This is a genomic window from Corynebacterium sp. UMB0012 (assembly GCF_030216265.1).
Classification (GTDB): domain Bacteria; phylum Actinomycetota; class Actinomycetes; order Mycobacteriales; family Mycobacteriaceae; genus Corynebacterium.
In genome coordinates this window covers 83,821-98,911 of the sequence record NZ_JASOKQ010000008.1, presented here as the reverse complement: position 1 = coordinate 98,911, position 15,091 = coordinate 83,821, and the positions used below count along the sequence as shown (strand labels likewise).

The 15,091-nt window shown below is 60.7% G+C and carries 16 protein-coding genes; 8 read left to right on the top strand and 8 right to left on the bottom strand.

Going from position 1 to position 15,091, the window contains the following annotated elements; all coding sequences use genetic code 11:
* Window positions 1-58: 58 nt before the first annotated feature.
* A complete protein-coding gene (locus tag QP324_RS05795; protein WP_239278631.1) occupies window positions 59-913 on the top strand; it encodes a LysR family transcriptional regulator in 855 nt (284 codons plus the stop codon).
* Window positions 914-955: 42 nt separating this feature from the next.
* Here the strand turns inward: QP324_RS05795 and QP324_RS05790 are convergent, their stop codons facing one another.
* Window positions 956-1,558, bottom strand: a complete 603-nt coding sequence (locus QP324_RS05790; RefSeq protein ID WP_005325362.1) for a superoxide dismutase — start codon at window positions 1,556-1,558, stop codon at window positions 956-958.
* Window positions 1,559-1,722: 164 nt separating this feature from the next.
* On the opposite strand from QP324_RS05790, the gene msrA reads away from it, so the two are divergent.
* Window positions 1,723-2,370: a peptide-methionine (S)-S-oxide reductase MsrA gene (msrA, locus tag QP324_RS05785; protein ID WP_284815012.1), complete on the top strand. Its 648-nt coding sequence runs from the start codon at window positions 1,723-1,725 to the stop codon at window positions 2,368-2,370.
* Here msrA and QP324_RS05780 read toward each other — a convergent pair.
* Window positions 2,367-4,109, bottom strand: coding sequence for an alpha/beta-hydrolase family protein (locus QP324_RS05780; RefSeq protein WP_239278629.1), 1,743 nt, complete (start codon window positions 4,107-4,109; stop codon window positions 2,367-2,369). The two genes, msrA and QP324_RS05780, sit on opposite strands and share 4 nt — an antisense overlap.
* A gap of 87 nt (window positions 4,110-4,196) precedes the next feature.
* Here QP324_RS05780 and QP324_RS05775 point away from each other — a divergent pair, with 87 nt between their 5' ends.
* Genes QP324_RS05775 through QP324_RS05765 form a run of 3 tightly spaced genes read left to right on the top strand, consistent with a single transcriptional unit; the run spans window position 4,197 to window position 6,789 of the window.
* Window positions 4,197-5,144 carry an L-lactate dehydrogenase gene (locus tag QP324_RS05775; protein ID WP_225746279.1) on the top strand — a complete coding sequence of 316 codons (948 nt, stop codon included), beginning with the start codon at window positions 4,197-4,199 and terminating at the stop codon, window positions 5,142-5,144.
* Complete coding sequence (locus QP324_RS05770; RefSeq protein WP_239278628.1) at window positions 5,144-5,848, top strand: glycerophosphodiester phosphodiesterase family protein; 705 nt, start codon at window positions 5,144-5,146, stop codon at window positions 5,846-5,848. Before QP324_RS05775 ends, QP324_RS05770 begins: the two co-directional genes overlap by 1 nt.
* Window positions 5,849-5,868: 20 nt before the next feature.
* Window positions 5,869-6,789 carry a DUF5926 family protein gene (locus QP324_RS05765; protein ID WP_239278627.1) on the top strand — a complete coding sequence of 307 codons (921 nt, stop codon included), beginning with the start codon at window positions 5,869-5,871 and terminating at the stop codon, window positions 6,787-6,789.
* 49 nt (window positions 6,790-6,838) lie between these two features.
* Here QP324_RS05765 and QP324_RS05760 read toward each other — a convergent pair whose 3' ends face one another.
* The 3 genes from QP324_RS05760 to QP324_RS05750 form a co-directional block, all read right to left on the bottom strand.
* Entirely contained in the window at window positions 6,839-8,077 is a 1,239-nt protein-coding gene (locus QP324_RS05760) for an LCP family protein (RefSeq protein ID WP_284814994.1), read from the bottom strand.
* 62 nt (window positions 8,078-8,139) lie between these two features.
* The gene (locus QP324_RS05755) at window positions 8,140-8,838 is read right to left on the bottom strand and encodes a CPBP family intramembrane glutamic endopeptidase (protein WP_284814993.1); all 699 of its coding nucleotides are present in this window, start codon (window positions 8,836-8,838) and stop codon (window positions 8,140-8,142) included.
* The gene (locus QP324_RS05750) at window positions 8,835-9,971 is read right to left on the bottom strand and encodes an amidase (protein ID WP_284814992.1); all 1,137 of its coding nucleotides are present in this window, start codon (window positions 9,969-9,971) and stop codon (window positions 8,835-8,837) included. Before QP324_RS05750 ends, QP324_RS05755 begins: the two co-directional genes overlap by 4 nt.
* Window positions 9,972-10,004: 33 nt before the next feature.
* Here QP324_RS05750 and pheA point away from each other — a divergent pair, with 33 nt between their 5' ends.
* Window positions 10,005-10,901 (top strand): prephenate dehydratase, encoded by an 897-nt coding sequence (pheA, locus tag QP324_RS05745; RefSeq protein ID WP_284814990.1) that lies wholly within the window; start codon window positions 10,005-10,007, stop codon window positions 10,899-10,901.
* Window positions 10,902-10,910: 9 nt separating this feature from the next.
* Window positions 10,911-11,564, top strand: coding sequence for a histidine phosphatase family protein (locus QP324_RS05740; RefSeq protein ID WP_284814988.1), 654 nt, complete (start codon window positions 10,911-10,913; stop codon window positions 11,562-11,564).
* Here QP324_RS05740 and QP324_RS05735 read toward each other — a convergent pair.
* The 3 genes from QP324_RS05735 to QP324_RS05725 are packed head-to-tail and all read right to left on the bottom strand — an operon-like array spanning window position 11,561 to window position 13,767.
* On the bottom strand, window positions 11,561-11,908 hold the full coding sequence (locus QP324_RS05735; protein WP_049377520.1) for a metallopeptidase family protein: 348 nt from the start codon (window positions 11,906-11,908) through the stop codon (window positions 11,561-11,563). The genes QP324_RS05740 and QP324_RS05735 overlap by 4 nt on opposite strands.
* The gene (locus QP324_RS05730) at window positions 11,908-12,981 is read right to left on the bottom strand and encodes a septum formation family protein (protein WP_284814986.1); all 1,074 of its coding nucleotides are present in this window, start codon (window positions 12,979-12,981) and stop codon (window positions 11,908-11,910) included. Before QP324_RS05730 ends, QP324_RS05735 begins: the two co-directional genes overlap by 1 nt.
* A 36-nt stretch (window positions 12,982-13,017) precedes the next feature.
* The gene (locus QP324_RS05725) at window positions 13,018-13,767 is read right to left on the bottom strand and encodes a GntR family transcriptional regulator (protein WP_284814985.1); all 750 of its coding nucleotides are present in this window, start codon (window positions 13,765-13,767) and stop codon (window positions 13,018-13,020) included.
* A gap of 65 nt (window positions 13,768-13,832) precedes the next feature.
* Between QP324_RS05725 and serS the strand changes: the two genes are divergently transcribed.
* On the top strand, window positions 13,833-15,089 hold the full coding sequence (serS, locus tag QP324_RS05720) for a serine--tRNA ligase (RefSeq protein ID WP_049359893.1): 1,257 nt from the start codon (window positions 13,833-13,835) through the stop codon (window positions 15,087-15,089).
* Window positions 15,090-15,091: the final 2 nt, after the last annotated feature.

Sequence of the window (15,091 nt, the reverse complement as noted above, 5' to 3'; positions counted from 1 at the left end):
CCCGGCCATGCAGTATGTGTAAAATGTGGAAAATTACACTAAACGATGCGGAGTATGCATGAATGTGGAGGATGTTCGCGGCTTCCTCGCCGTGGTGGATCATGGTCGCGTGGGTGCTGCGGCCGATGAACTGGGGATCTCCCAATCCGCGCTGACCCGCCGCGTACAGCGCGTAGAAGCTAGTCTTGGCGCCCGCCTTTTCGAGCGCACTGGGCGCACCCTACACGTGAATTCGCGTGGGAGGGCTTTCGCTGCGGCTGGGCGAGAAATGCTCCGCGCCTACCAGGTAGGGCGGGACGATGTTGCCCGCCTCATGGATCCAGAACGCGGCACCGTGCGTCTAGATTTCATGCACTCGCTGGGAACCTGGTTGGTTCCGGACCTGCTCAAGAGCTATCGCGCGCAGCACCCGCACGTGGATATTCGCCTGCATCAAGGCGCGGCGCAGGAGCTGGTGAGCAGGGTGGAAAACGGCGAATCTGACCTTGCTCTCGTGGGCCCGCGGCCTGATGCAGCCCTGGGCTGGCACCAAATTAAGGTGCAGCGACTAGGCCTTGCGGTGCCGGAGGGTCACTGGGCAGCGAACCGTCGGGAGGTGGAACTAGCGGAATTCGCTGCAGAACCGTTCATCGGCATGCTCCCAGGCTATGGCACGCGCATGCTTCTCGATGCCCTCGCGGACGACGCTGGCTTTAGCCCCCACCTCGTCTTCGAGTCGATGGAACTTACTACCGTTGCGGGGCTGGTAGCGGCAGGACTCGGGGTGGCGCTTTTGCCGCTGGATGATCCTTATCTACAGGTGGGGAGCTTGATTCCCCTCACGCCGCCAGCGTACCGCGAGCTCGGTTTAGTGTGGCGCGCCGGGGACGACGCACCCCCAGTGCAGCAATTCCGGGAGTTTATCCGGGCATAGAAAAAGCCGCCCCGAAGGGGCGGCCGAAGTAACTAAAAGGAGTTACTTGGTGGCTGCAGCGAAGCGCTCAGCAACGTCATCCCAGTTGAAGACGTTCCATACGGCCTTAACGTAGTCAGCCTTAACGTTCTTGTACTGCAGGTAGAAAGCGTGCTCCCACATATCCAGCATCAGCAGCGGGGTGAAGTTGATGGAGGTATTACCCTGCTGGTCGGTCAGCTGCTCGATGATGAGGCGGCCAGCAATGTGGTCGTAGCCCAGAACGGCCCAGCCGGAGCCCTGCAGGGAGGTAGCAGCGGCGGAGAAGTGAGCCTTGAACTTCTCAAAGGAGCCGAAGTCGCGGTTGATAGCCTCTGCCAGCTCGCCGGTTGGCTCGCCGCCACCGTTCGGGGACAGGTTCTTCCAGAAGATGGAGTGGTTGGTGTGGCCACCCAGGTTAAACGCCAAGTTCTTGGAGAGGGCACGGATGCGATCCGGGTTAGCCTCGCCGTTGCGCTCTTCCTCGAGTGCCTCGAGTGCGGCGTTAGCGCCAGCAACGTAGGTTGCGTGGTGCTTATCGTGGTGGAGCTCCATGATCTCTGCGGAGATGTGTGGCTCCAGTGCGTCGAATGCGTATGGGAGGTCAGGAAGTTCGTAAACAGCCATTTGTTAAATCCTTTCTTCGGGTACGTGTCCCGATGATAGGCACGGTTGAAAGATTTCGCCATGATTAATTCGAATTGTGGAACTAGCGAGAATATTAACTGGCCGCGGAATAGCTTTTCGCAGTACAACGTTGGGAAGAAGGAATAAGGAAGGAGCTATACCTCATGTGGATGTTTAAGCCGGAGCCCAAACTCGTTGCTGCAGACGAGGCTCTGCCGGGACGAACGGAGCCGATTGTGGACCCCGCCCCGCACGCCGTTCTAGGAACACCGATTACCGGGCCGTGGAAGGACGGGCAGCGCTCCATTCTTATTGCATTGGGATGTTTCTGGGGTGCGGAGAAGATGTTTTGGGAGACCGAAGGCGTGGAATCCACCTCGGTGGGCTATGCGGGCGGTACCACCCCGAATCCCACGTACTATGAGGTGTGCCGTGGGCTAACCAACCATGCCGAAGCGGTGGAGGTGGTCTATGACCCGCAGCGCATCAGCCTGCGCGATCTTGTCGTACAGGCCTTAGAAGCGCACGATCCCACGCAGGGTTTCCGCCAGGGCAATGATGTAGGAACGCAATACCGCTCTGCTTTCTACCCACGCAAGGAGGAAGAGCGCGCAGAAATCCAGGGCATCGTGGATTCCTATGCAGAAAAACTCAAGGAATTCGGATTTGGGGATACCACCACGGAGGTCAAACTCCTCTCCGAAACTGATTCTGGGGAGTACTACCTGGCTGAGGATGAGCATCAGCAGTACCTATATAAGGTGCCTAATGGGTACTGCCCGCACCACAGTACTGGGGTGAAATGCGACTAAGCGTCGCGCCGGATAAAGCGGGCAATCTTCTTGGCCAACTTCGGCGTGAGCGATTGGCGGGATTGGGAACCTAAGACCTCATCCCAATACCAGAGCATTTCCTCAAAATAGTTGTGTCCGTGCCCGCCAGGGACGTTGAGGGAATTGATCTGGTCCAAGCCAATTTGCCACCAGGTAATGAACGGAACCCAATGCAGCTGCCGGAAGGTATCCGCGTGCAGCGCTTCCGGCTGCGGTTCATGAATCCAGGTGGGCCTGCGCACGAGAAGGTTGAGATCCCACCACACGATGGCGTCGGAAGCGTGCTGGGCAATGAGCATGCGGGGGCGGCGCCAGGTATGGGCGTAGTCATTGCCAAAGGCGTCGTGCAGCGTATGGTCAGGGGCCGCCGCGTAGCGCACATGCTTGCCGCCATCGATAACGGGCAGGCGTTCTAGGGAACCAATATCCCGGCGCAGGCGCTGGGTAAAGTGCGTCATGCGCGGAGGCCCAGAAAAGACCGCGCCATTGCACGCGGAAAGTAGGTCTTCCGCATTATGGTAGTTATCCATAATGGCGTAGGCGCCAAGCGATTCACCTGCGAAATAAAGCCGCGGGCGGTTTTCTTTAGGCAGCCTATCTATTTCTTCTTGTACCACCCGAATCAATTCACGGGCCGCTTGCTTCGGTGCATTCTTATCCACGAGGTAGGAAAAAACCGAAGGCAGGTAGGAATATTGCATGGTGACGGTGACGCAATCACCGCCGGTCAAAAACTCATAGGAGCACGCACCCCAGTTATTGATCCATCCCGAGCCGGCAGGCATTTGGATGACGATAGTTTCGCGCCGCAGGGCACCGGTGCGTTCGAGTTCGGCGCGGATCTTTTCCGCGGATTGCTGGAAGGAGCGCCCTGGTATGTATCCGGCGTAGATACGGATGGGTTCCTTTGCATCGGTTCCCGTTACTGTGCGGATATCGCGGGCGCGGGGGCCGTTGGAGACAAAGCGGCGTCCCTGCTGTCCCAGCGCCGACCACGGCTCGAGCGACCATGGGCTGCCGGAGCGCTCTGGCTCCCAGGGCATGGAGGTGCCAGGGAAAATCTGCTTGTTTATTCGCTGCGCTTGGTGCGATAGCGAGCGTAGCCAGCGTCGAAAGACCACGCGGTCAGAAAGTGCAAACGCCGTGAGGCTCAGTCCTGCGGTAACCACCGGCCAAGCAACGAGTGCAGGCACCCACCGGCCTAGCTGGCGTGACAGTTTAGTGACGGCAAGCTGCGTGGCCTCCCCGATGAGTAGGAGAGTGCCGTAGCCCGCGGTGCCCGCGGCCAGGCCGATGGCCGCCGTGGCGGGCCCCCGCACGAGCTGCTTATTGACCAACTCCGCCTGCTTCTTCTGGTTGCGCAGCGAAAGCACGGCATTAAATGCAGTCCCGGCGCCAATAGCAAGGTGCATAATTTGTCGATGTTGTGGGCCGAGGCGGTCCTGCGGGCGCTTGCCAATGCTATTGAGCACGAAGCTTGTTGACGCCGCACCTAGATGCCCAATGCCCTGCCCGATTGCCACGTTGGCAGCGGTCACCCACCACGGGCGGGGAAGTAAGGAGGGCGAAACAGCCGCCCACGTAGCTAATTCCGCACCCAAAATTCCAGCCGACATATTGGGCGGTAAGGTTTGCCGGCTGGTCATACGGACAATGGGCGTGAGATCCGCGGCTACGCCAAGAGCGATTAGTGCAGCGCGGCGGAGTGCGCGTTTCATAATGCCCGATTATCCCAGATTTCGGTGGGATTTTCAGTGTGAGATTTAGCCCGTGCAAAAATCTTCAAAGAGTTGCACAATGGGGTCATGGCAAATCATGTAGGAAACAAAGTAGTTCTCATTGGTGCCGGCGATGTGGGAGTCGCTTACGCCTTCGCTCTCATCAACCAAAGCATCGTTGACCACCTGGCAATCATCGATATCGATGAAAAGAAGCTAGAGGGCAACGTCATGGACCTCAACCACGGTGTTGTCTGGGCCCCCACCCGCACCCGCGTCACCAAGGGCACCTACGCCGATTGCGCAGACGCCGATATGGTCGTCATTTGCGCCGGTGCCGCACAGAAGCCGGGTGAGACCCGCCTGGACCTGGTGGGCAAGAACGTCAAGATCATGAACAGCATCGTCTCCGATGTCATGGCGAATGACTTTGATGGCATCTTCCTGGTTGCCTCCAACCCAGTGGACATCCTGACCTACGCCGTATGGAAGGCTTCCGGCCTGGACCACAAGCGCGTCATCGGCTCCGGCACCGTGCTGGACTCCGCTCGTTTCCGCTACATGCTGGGCGAGCTGGAAGATGTTGCACCGAAGTCCGTACACGCCTACATCGTGGGCGAGCACGGCGATTCCGAGCTGCCAGCCATCTCCACCGCGAATATCGCAGGTGTCCCGATGTCCAAGAAGCTGGATACGGATCCGGAGTATGCAGAGCGCATCGAGAAGATCTTCGAAGACACCCGCGATGCCGCCTACTCCATCATTGACGCTAAGGGCTCCACTTCTTTCGGTATCGGCATGGGCCTGGCCCGTATCACCGCCGCCGTCATCCAGAACCAGGACGTGGCGCTGCCAGTATCTGCTTACCTGCAGGGTGAGTATGGTGTAGAGGATCTCTACATCGGTACCGCTGCCATCATCAACCGCTCCGGCATCGTGCGCGCGATTGAGCTGCAGCTCAATGAGCACGAAAAGGAGCGTTTCGATGCTTCTGCCAAGACCCTGAATGACATCAAGGAAGAGTTCTTCGGCTAGTGAAGATTGTCGCTCATAGGGGATACTCCGGAAAATATCCGGAGCTATCCCCTCTAGCTTTTGAAAAAGCCCTAGATTTGCCAATTCACGGCGTCGAGTGCGATGTGCGCTTGACGCGCGATGGAAAAGTAGTGGTTCAGCATGATCCCACGTTGGACCGCACCGCGGGGCGCCCCGGCCGCATTTCCAAGATGGACTGGGAAGAATTGCGCGGCGTTGACATCGGTTCGGGCCAGCGTATGATGCTTCTCGACGAACTCTTGGAACTACTTCAGGGCACACCGCACCACCTTTATATCGAGACCAAGCACCCCTCCGGGCAGGGTGACATCCTGGAGGAGCAAACGGTGCTGCGCCTGCGTTATGCGGGGCTTTTCGACGACCCCCGGATCCACGTTATTTCCTTTTCCCACCACGCCATCCGCCGCATGCAGAACTTGGCGCCGCACATGGACCGGATTTATCTTCGTCGCGATTGGGAGCGCCATGTCAACCGTCCCGATGTAATGCTGTCCAAGCCCACCGCGCTCGGCGTATCGTTGCTGCGCGCGAAGCTGCAGCCGGCAATTATCGGCGCGCAGGGATTGCCTACCTACCTGTGGACTGTAGACAAGCCGGAGGATATGAAGTGGGCGTGGGCTAACGGGGTAGATATGCTCGCTACCAACCAACCCGAAGTGGCCCTACATGCCATTGAGCTCTAGTAAGCAGGTATCTTGGAGGCATGGCCAAGAAGAAAAAGAACAAGGAACAGCTGCCTGAGGGCATGTCCCGCCGCCAGGCAAAGCTCGCTGCCCGCGCCAAGGAGCGCGCCGCCCTGGAAAAGGATCCCCGCCCCTACGGCGGACTTGCTGCGGAGGCCTCCCTGGTCGCCATGCAGGAGTTCGTCCCCTCCGCTTTTGCCAAGCTTGACGTTAAAGGCTGCGATAAGAACGTGTATGTAGCCACCGTCCTGCCGGGTGCTTCTGCTGCGCTTATTCGGGACACCGAATTTGGCGGCGATGCCTTCGTGGGCCTGCAGGTGCAGTCCCATACCCACAACCCGGGGCGCGACCTCGCCTTTGCCCTTAACTGGGTGAAGAATAATGAGCCGGGCGCCACCCTGGAATCCACCGCGGCCGACGGTTCGGAGCCGAAGCTGGAGGAGCTTATCGATTCCTCTGCTACCCTCGACGTGCAGGTTCACCAGGACTTCGAATGGTGGATTCCGGAGGGAGCACAGGTCACCCCGCAGATTGCACAGTCGCTACGCGCCGCTAATGATTCCGTCATTGAGTCCTACCAGGTGGGCGAGAACATTACCGGTGCGGCCTTTTGGGCAAATGCCGGCGGTGGCAAGGCCCACATCCGTTGGGTCCGCCCGAATGACGATGAATCCGCATTCCTGAACGCACTGGCGCGCGTCGCCGCCCGCGGCGAGCTGAACTTGGGCGAGGGCACCAAGTTCGCCGGTGTTTTCCGCACCCACGGTCTCATCGCTCCGGTCTTCGACTTGGATCCAGAGGTTGACCACGCTTCTTATGAGGACCACCTCACTCGCGTGGACAAGGCCTTGGAGGAAGAAATCTCTAATGATGCCCAGTTGAGCGCCGATGAGCGCAAGCAGCTAGAAAACATCAAGTCCCGCCAGGTGACCCTGCGCTAAAGACAAGAATATGGCCCTTCCCAGTAGAGGAAGGGCCATATTTTGATCGCTATTTGAGAGAATCCCACAACTCGGCGGCTGCTTCATCGTCCCAGAGGACGACGTTGCCTACCTCGGTATCTTGGAAACCGCCGATGGGGACGGTTTCTGTTTCCACACCGGAACCCATGGCAAGCGCTACGCGGGCAAGGTGCCAGATGTGGTCCCCGTCGCCCACGATGAACGAGGAAGCGGTGTGGTTGACCAAGGAGAAGGCGCGAAATGGGTTGATAAGGGTAGCCGGGGAAGCCACCTTATCCAGCAAAGCGGAGAAGAATTCACGTTGGCGCTGCACGCGGTCTAGATCACCCATGGCAGTAGCGCGGGTGCGCACGTAACCGAGGGCATCACGGCCTTTGAGCTTCTGGCAGCCGTCTTGGAGATCAATGCCGGCCAGCGGGTCATTGATGGGTTCCTTCACGCATACGTCTACCCCACCCACGGAGTCGACCACATTGGCTAGGCCGCCCATGCCGATCTCGGCGTAGTGGTCGATGCGCAGACCGGTCGTGCCTTCGACGGTTTGGGTAAGGAGCTGTGGTCCACCGTAGGTAAAGGCGGCATTGATCTTGTCCATGCCAAAACCGGGGACTTCCACGTAGCTATCGCGTGGGATGGAAACGAGCTTGGCCTTGCCGGTGCGGGGGATGTGCAGCAACATGATGGTATCGGTGCGGCCCTCGCCCACATCACCACCGGTGCCGAGCTCCGCCTGCTGTTCCTCGCTGAGTCCCTGGCGGGAATCGGAGCCGACGAGCAACCAATTGGTGCCGGCGGTATTAGACACTTGTTCTTCTGGCAGCGCCTCCACGCGGGTGAGGCGGGCATCGGTCCAGAACATGAAGACGAGATTGAATACCAGTAGGACAACGAGCGCCAAGCCAACGCACCCGAGGGCGCGCTTGGCCGGATTGACCTTCTTGCGGCGGCTGTGCGGGCGCTGCCGGGGCGCCGGGCGCGGCTCGGTACGACGAGGCGGGCGCTGCTGCGCGCGGTACTGGCTGGGGTAGCGGCTCGGCGTTGGGGGCGGAGTGCGGCGCGGGGGCTGTTGCTGTGGCTGCGGAGCGCGAAAGGATTGTTGCTCGGGTTCCACGCGCCGCGGCGTCGGGCGGGCGGAGGAACGGCGTCGAATGGGGCGGCCGTATCGATCCTTGAGGGGACGTCCATCGGCCCCAAGGACGAATTCAGTGGAGGAGTCGTCGCCGGCGCGGCGGGCCTCCCGATGCGGATCTCGTCCTGATTCAGTCATGCGCTATACCTTACAAGGAGCAGGGAGCAACGCCTGCTTCGCGACGTCCCCTACAGGGATTTTCACAGGAAGGAATAACCCACGAAAGCGACGGCGTCGATAAGAAAATGCGCTATGACCAGCGGCCATACCCGCCCCGTGCGGTGGTAGTAGTAGCCGTAGATTAAACCCATGATGATATTGCCAAAGCCAGCGGAAACTCCCTGGTAGAGGTGATAAGAACCGCGGAGAATGGAGCTTGCGGCCAGCGTGGCTGGCAGCGACCAGCGGGCCTGGCGCAAACGCGTCATCAGCCACATCACCACCACGGTTTCCTCCGCGAAGGCGTTGGCAGCGGCCTTGAGGAGGGAAACGGGAATTTCCACCCAAGCATTGGCGAAGTCGCCGGGGATGACCTCCTTGCTCCACCCCAAGTGCACCGCCGCGACATACAGGGCGAGCCCCGGGATGCCAATGAGGGCGGCAAGCCCTGCGCCTTCTAGCCAGTCGCGGGCGCGGTGGGCACGGGGCACAAAGCGGTCCTTGGCCAGCAGGAAAAGCGCTAAGGCTCCATAGGAAAAGAGTACGGCGGCCGAGCACAGCTGCAGTCCCATATCCACCCAAGCAAGGGAGGATTGGCTGGAATTGAGCGTGACCGATTGCTCGTCGAGCCGCTGCGGCGCGGCCAGGGAATTGATGAGGTTCAATACCGCCCGCACCCCGGAAATACCAAAGGTGAGGGTGAGGACGATGAGCAGCTCGGCGCGTAGGGACTTGGTCATGGGTGGAGGATGTGGGCGAGGCCGAGCAGGGCGGCGTCGGAAAGCGTAATGCCTCCCAGGTGTACGCCTACTGGCGGGTGATTGGGTACGGCCCACGGTACGGAAATGGCTGGCAGGCGGGCCATGTTGAAGAGGGAACCCCACGGAGACCACCGGGTCTGGGCCGCGAAATTCTCCGCATGGGGCAGGGAAAGGAATGAACCAATACGCGGCGGGTCCGTGGTCAACATTGGGGTGAGGATGGTATCGACTCCCCACTCTTGGGCCAGCAAGCCAGGTAGCTGCCGGACATGCGCCCGCGCCGCGGCCAGCTCAGCGGCGCTAACGCGCCGGCCCTGTTTAGCAATCCACTCCGCATAGCCCGCCGCCGGGTTAAGCCCCGCCAGGCGGGAGGTAAAGGTCGTGCGGAAATATGCAAAGGTAGCTCGGGCCTGCGGATACGGGGAAATGGGCACCACGGTGAAGCCGGCTGCCTGTAGGCGTTGGGCGGCCTCGCGGGCGGCGCGCAGGTGGTGGGCATCGACGTTGGCATCACAAAACAGCGGCTCTACCAGCAGACCAATGCGGGCGCGCGGGGTGATCATTCGGTGGCCATGCAGAAAGGCATTATCGGCCACGGTCCGGGTGATAAAGCCCTGCACACCCAGTTCTTTTCCTGCCGGTTTAAAGCCCACCACGCCGCATGCCGCGGCCGGCACACGGATGGAACCGCCGCCATCGCTGGCGTGCGCCGCGCGCAGCAACCCCCGCGCGACCTGGACCGCCGCACCGCCCGAGGAACCACCCGGAGTGCAGCCGGGATAAAGGGGATTATCGGGATGGGGCAGGCCCACTGGTTCCGTATCCACGCGCAGACCCAACTCCGGCGTGGAGGACTTACCGATGATGCGCGCACCCTGCTTCTCCAAGGCCTCTATAAAGGCATCGCTGCGCTCGGGGTAGTAGGTGCGATCGACATTTCCCAATGTAGTAGGCATGCCGCGGACATCGCAGAGATCCTTGGCGGAGAGGACCCAGCCGCTCAGCCGGCCTCGACCGGAGGGCTCGCGGTCTACATCCAGGTAGGTGAAACCGTGCTCCTCGGGGACAAGGCCGTGCAGATCCGCGCGGAGTTGTTCTACGGAAAAGTCCATGGGGCACCAGTCTAGTGGGCTAAGGTGACGTGCATGACTACCACCATCGCCTTCCTCGGTCCGGCCGGCACCTTTACGGAAGCGGCTGTGCATAAGTTTGCCGCGCACCTGCCGCAGGTAGAGACCATGCCGGTTGGCTCGCCTTCGGAGGCCGTGGCCGCCGTGCGCGCCGGGCACGCCGAGTACGCCTGCGTAGCCATTGAAAATTCCGTCGATGGCGCTGTCACCACTACCTTTGATGCGCTCGTTGAAGCCGAACCGGTGCAGATTTACCGCGAGGTGGATGTCCCCGTGGCTTTTAGCATCATGACCCGGCAGGGCGCGGGTGACATTGCGCGGCTGAGCACCCACCCGGTGGCATTCCAGCAAATCCGCGGCTGGGTAAAGGACAATTTGCCGGAGGTAGAGTTCGTGCCGGCCAGTTCCAATGCCGCCGCGGCCGAGGCTGTAGCCCGTGGGGAAGCGGATGCGGCCGCAGCTCCGGCGCGGGCCGCCGAGATCTTTGGGCTGGAGACCATCGCCCAGGGCGTGGCAGATGTCGAGGGCGCCGCAACGCGCTTTGTCCTGGTGGGGCGTCCGGGAAAACCCACTGCAAGGACTGGCCAGGACCGCACCAGCGTCATCTTCACCCTGCCAAATGAGCCAGGCAGCCTGGTGGGGGCGTTGCAGGACTTTGCGCACCGCGGGGTGGATCTGTCCCGGATTGAGTCGCGCCCCACGCGGGAGGCCTTTGGTACGTACCGCTTCTACGTGGACCTCATTGGGCACATTGACGATCAGCCGGTGGCGGAGGCACTGCGGGCCTTGTGGTTGCGGGCAGAGGACTTGCTTTTCCTCGGCTCCTGGCCGGCGGCAACCCCGGCGGGCAAGCCACCGCGCGATCTGGCGGCGGCGGATGATTGGGTAGCGCGGGCACGCAGGGGCCAATAATCTAGAAGCATGCCCGGAAGAATTATCCTGCTGCGCCACGGCCAGACCTATTCCAATATTTCCCGCTTCCTCGATACCCGCCCGCCCGGGGCAGAGCTTACCGAGCGCGGGCGCGACCAAGCCACGGACGTAGGCCGTGAGCTAGCGCAGTTGGTGGGCGAGCGCGAGGTGGAATTTAAATGCTCCATTGCCCTGCGCGCTCAGCAGACCGCGATGCTAGCGGCGCGCGCCTTTGAACAGGAGCGCGGCATGCCGGAGTTTTCCCAGCGCGTTGACGTAATCGCCGGCGTACACGAGATTTTCGCCGGCGACTGGGAGATGGACGGTAGCGAGGATGCCCATCGTTCGCACATGGTGGCCATGCGTGGCTGGTGCGATGGCGAGCGCGGCGCCGGGATGGAAGGCGGCGAGACCTTGGATGATGTGCTGGCGCGCTACCAGCCGGTGCTGGAGGGCATTGCGGACCAGCTTGCCGACGACCACGATGTCATTCTCGTCAGCCACGGCGCCGCTATCCGCGTGGTCACCAAACACGCCACGGGTGTTGATGCCGACTTTGCCTATACCGGCTACCTGGCCAATTGTCGCTTTATGGTGATAGAACCGCGCGGCAAGGACTTTGGTGAGTGGACGTTAACCCGGTGGGCGGATACGGAGCTCTAGCCCCAGCCCAGGCGGTGCAGCTCCTCTTCTTCGAGGCCAAAGTAATGGCCGAGTTCGTGAAATACGGTGACCTTGACCTGCTCTGCTAATTCTTCCTCGCTGCCGGACCAGCGCTGCAGCGTGTTGCGGTAAATGAAGATCGCATCGGGCAGGAAACCGGTGTGATCGAAGGTGCGGTGCGGCAGTGCGACGCCCTCGTAGAGCCCTAGCAGCATAGGGTTATCGGGATTTTCATCTTCGACCAAGATGACGAGGTTGCGCATGCGGCGCACGAATTCCTCGGGGACTTGATCCAGCGCCTCGTTGACCATCTCATCGAAGCGCTCTTCTGATACCTCGACCATTAGGGCGCTGGGGCCGGTGCGTGGGCGGCGGACTCGGGTGCCGGACTATTGTCCTTGTCCTCACGCAGTGGATTGCGCTCGGGGCGTTCCTCCGGCGGTTGGCCGTCGATAGTCAGCGCTTGGCGGCCACCGGTAGCGGAACCGGTGATGGCAGAGAAACCGCCGCCTTCGCGGGCATGCACAAGGGAGCAATTGACGGATTTGGTGCCGCCATTCCACGAGGCCTCGGTGATAGAGCCCCAGAATGGTTGCAGCGTGGACTGGTAGAGCTGTTCCTCGCCGCCAAGGTAGTCCTCAGTAGCGGCGGTACACGTATCGGACAGGAACTTGTCCATATCCTTGCCGTCCGGGTAGCCGTCAGGGAACTGCTTGCCCACATCGATGACGGAAACGGTCTCCATTTGGTGGGGCTTAGCGCAGTCGACGACGTGCGGAACCTGCTTGTCATCGATGGCCAAGCACTCGCCCGGCTTGGCGAGGTTTGCCTGCTCGGAGGCCTCGACGTTGCCGGTAGTAAGCTGCGGTACGCCGTGATCATCGGTGGTTTGCAGGCCGCACAGCAAGGTGCGGTCGCCGCGATCCCAGGCGGACTGCGGCGGCAGAATGGACGCCACATCGTACTTACCATTCGGATCCCACTTACCGTGCAGGTAGCCCACAGTGGCGGATTCGCACAGCTCATCGCGCAATTGGTGTTGGCGGGTTAGCGCTGGGCGGGTGGCATCAGGGCCGAATTCGCTAGTGGGGTAGATGCTTAGGTCTTCGGTCTTGGAAACCTCGAAGCGGTGCTGTTCCGAGCACGGCACTTCCTTGAACCCAGTGGCGGAGCCATCCTGGGCGATGTCCCACGTCAAGCAAGCGCCGGCGGCCGCAGCGGTGAAAGGCTCCGGTTTAGGAGCGGCGGTTTCTGAAGTATCCCCGCTATTGTGCTGCTGGGCAGCGGTAGTATCTTCGCCACCCGATTTATGGGAGCTGATAACGCCATAGATGCCCATGAAAACGGCCGCCGCGATTGCCGCAATCAAGACAATCTGGACGGCCACAGCGGAACGCCACGCAGGTGATTTCTTCATAAGGCCCTTAATCTTACCTTTTAAGCAGGGCGCTGGCTAGATACTGTTCTCCCTAGCCACCCGGGTAGTCAGCCGGTAGCGGTCGGTGCGGTAGACGGAGGAACACCACTCCACCGGCCTATCGCCCGAGCGGGAGTAGCGCACGATGTGCAGCAGTGGCGTGCCCAGGGGGACGTCGAGAAGCGGAGCAGTGTCCGCATCGGCTGAAATCGCGGAGACCGTTTGATCCGCATCGGTGATAGGGACGTCAAAGACGGAGTCGAGAATGGCGTAGACCGAATTGTAGGTGTCATTTTCTAGGAGGCTGGGCGCATACGTGGAGTTATACCAGCCGTCATCAATGGAGTAGGGCTCGCCATCGCCTAAGCGCAGGCGGCGCAGGTGAATATGTTCGGTCTGGGCGGGCGTATCAAAAAAGAGGGCGGCATCCTCCGGGGCGCTGCTGCGGCCGCTGGTAAGGATTTTGGAGGAGGCGGTGACGTCTTGTGCGCCCATCTCATCCGAGAATGAGGCTAGGTGGAGCCGGGAGACAAGGGGATTGGGCGCTACGAAGGTGCCCTTTCCGCGGACGCGCCGCAATTTTCCGGCCGCGACAAGATCTCCGATGGCGCGGCGTACCGTGATCCGTGACACGCCATAGGTTTCTTCAAGAAGCCTCTCGCCAGGCAGGATATCGCCGGGTTTGAGGGTCGTGCGGCACAATTCTTCGAGGATATCGTGCAATTGGGTGTGTTTTGGAACGGAACCGTCCGTAATTGTGCGGGCGGGGAGCTGAACGGCGGACATAAAGCCATCATAATTCGCTGGTTATTACCACCGCAAGATGTTGCCAATACGCTAAACTTACATTCGTGATTGATCTCAAGCTACTCCGCGAAAACCCCGACGTTGTCCGTGCTTCCCAGGTGAACCGAGGTGAGGATCCCTCCCTCGTAGACCAGCTCTTGGAAGCTGATGAGCAGCGCCGCGCTGCTATCCAAAAGGCCGACGAACTGCGCTCTGAACAGAAGGCTTTTGGCAAGAAGATTGGCCAAGCCTCCCCAGAGGAGCGTCCGGCACTGCTGGAGGGCTCCAATGAGCTGAAGGCCAAGGTCAAGGAGGCGGAAGAGGCACAGTCTGCCGCTGAGGCCAAGGTGGAAGAGCTGCAGTACAAGCTCGATAATGTGGTCGAAGGTGCCCCGGCCGGCGGCGAAGATGACTTCGTAGTGGTAGAAGAAGTAGGCCAGATTCCTGAGTTCGACTTCGAGCCAAAGGACCACCTTGAGTTGGGTGAGTCCCTCGGCCTCATTGACGTCAAGCGCGGCGCTAAGGTAGGCGGCGCTCGTTTTTACTACCTCACCGGCGATGGTGCCTTCCTGCAGCTGGGAATGCTGATGCTCGCGGCGCAGAAGGCACGCGAAGCTGGCTTCAAGCTGATGATCCCGCCAGTCCTGGTTCGCCCAGACATTATGTCCGGCACCGGTTTCTTGGGCCAGCACTCCGATGAGGTTTATTACCTGCCGGCCGATGATATGTACCTCGTCGGTACCTCTGAGGTGGCCCTTGCCGGTTACCACAAGGATGAGATCATCGACCTCTCCAATGGCCCGCTGCAGTACGCTGGCTGGTCCTCCTGCTTCCGCCGTGAGGCTGGCTCCCACGGTAAGGACACTCGCGGCATCCTGCGCGTCCACCAATTCGACAAGCTGGAGATGTTTGTCTACTGCAAGCCGGAGGACGCGGAAGAAATGCACCAGCGCCTTCTGTCCATGGAAAAGGACATGCTTGCAGCCATGGAACTGCCCTACCGTACCATCGATATTGCCGGTGGCGACCTCGGTTCTTCGGCGGCCCGCAAGTTCGACAATGAGGCTTGGGTTCCTACCCAAGGCACCTACCGTGAGCTAACCTCCACTTCGAACTGCACCACCTTCCAGGCGCGCCGCCTGTCCACTCGCTACCGCGACGAGAACGGCAAGACCCAGACCGCAGCTACCCTGAACGGCACGCTGGCGACTACCCGCTGGCTCGTAGCCATTCTGGAAAACCACCAGCAGGCCGACGGCTCCGTCGTTGTCCCTGAGGCCCTGCGCCCCTTCGTGGGCAAGGATGTCCTGACCCCGCAGTAAGT

Coding starts and splice junctions, on each gene's coding strand:
- QP324_RS05780 (WP_239278629.1), bottom strand. CDS start 4,109: ATGAAACGCGCACTCCGCCGCGCTGCACTAATCGCTCTTGGCGTAGCC.
- QP324_RS05750 (WP_284814992.1), bottom strand. CDS start 9,971: ATGGACTTTTCCGTAGAACAACTCCGCGCGGATCTGCACGGCCTTGTC.
- msrA (WP_284815012.1), top strand. CDS start 1,723: ATGTGGATGTTTAAGCCGGAGCCCAAACTCGTTGCTGCAGACGAGGCT.
- QP324_RS05735 (WP_049377520.1), bottom strand. CDS start 11,908: ATGGTCGAGGTATCAGAAGAGCGCTTCGATGAGATGGTCAACGAGGCG.
- QP324_RS05795 (WP_239278631.1), top strand. CDS start 59: ATGAATGTGGAGGATGTTCGCGGCTTCCTCGCCGTGGTGGATCATGGT.
- QP324_RS05760 (WP_284814994.1), bottom strand. CDS start 8,077: ATGACTGAATCAGGACGAGATCCGCATCGGGAGGCCCGCCGCGCCGGC.
- QP324_RS05790 (WP_005325362.1), bottom strand. CDS start 1,558: ATGGCTGTTTACGAACTTCCTGACCTCCCATACGCATTCGACGCACTG.
- QP324_RS05755 (WP_284814993.1), bottom strand. CDS start 8,838: ATGACCAAGTCCCTACGCGCCGAGCTGCTCATCGTCCTCACCCTCACC.
- QP324_RS05725 (WP_284814985.1), bottom strand. CDS start 13,767: ATGTCCGCCGTTCAGCTCCCCGCCCGCACAATTACGGACGGTTCCGTT.
- QP324_RS05730 (WP_284814986.1), bottom strand. CDS start 12,981: ATGAAGAAATCACCTGCGTGGCGTTCCGCTGTGGCCGTCCAGATTGTC.
- QP324_RS05740 (WP_284814988.1), top strand. CDS start 10,911: ATGCCCGGAAGAATTATCCTGCTGCGCCACGGCCAGACCTATTCCAAT.
- pheA (WP_284814990.1), top strand. CDS start 10,005: ATGACTACCACCATCGCCTTCCTCGGTCCGGCCGGCACCTTTACGGAA.
- QP324_RS05765 (WP_239278627.1), top strand. CDS start 5,869: ATGGCCAAGAAGAAAAAGAACAAGGAACAGCTGCCTGAGGGCATGTCC.
- QP324_RS05775 (WP_225746279.1), top strand. CDS start 4,197: ATGGCAAATCATGTAGGAAACAAAGTAGTTCTCATTGGTGCCGGCGAT.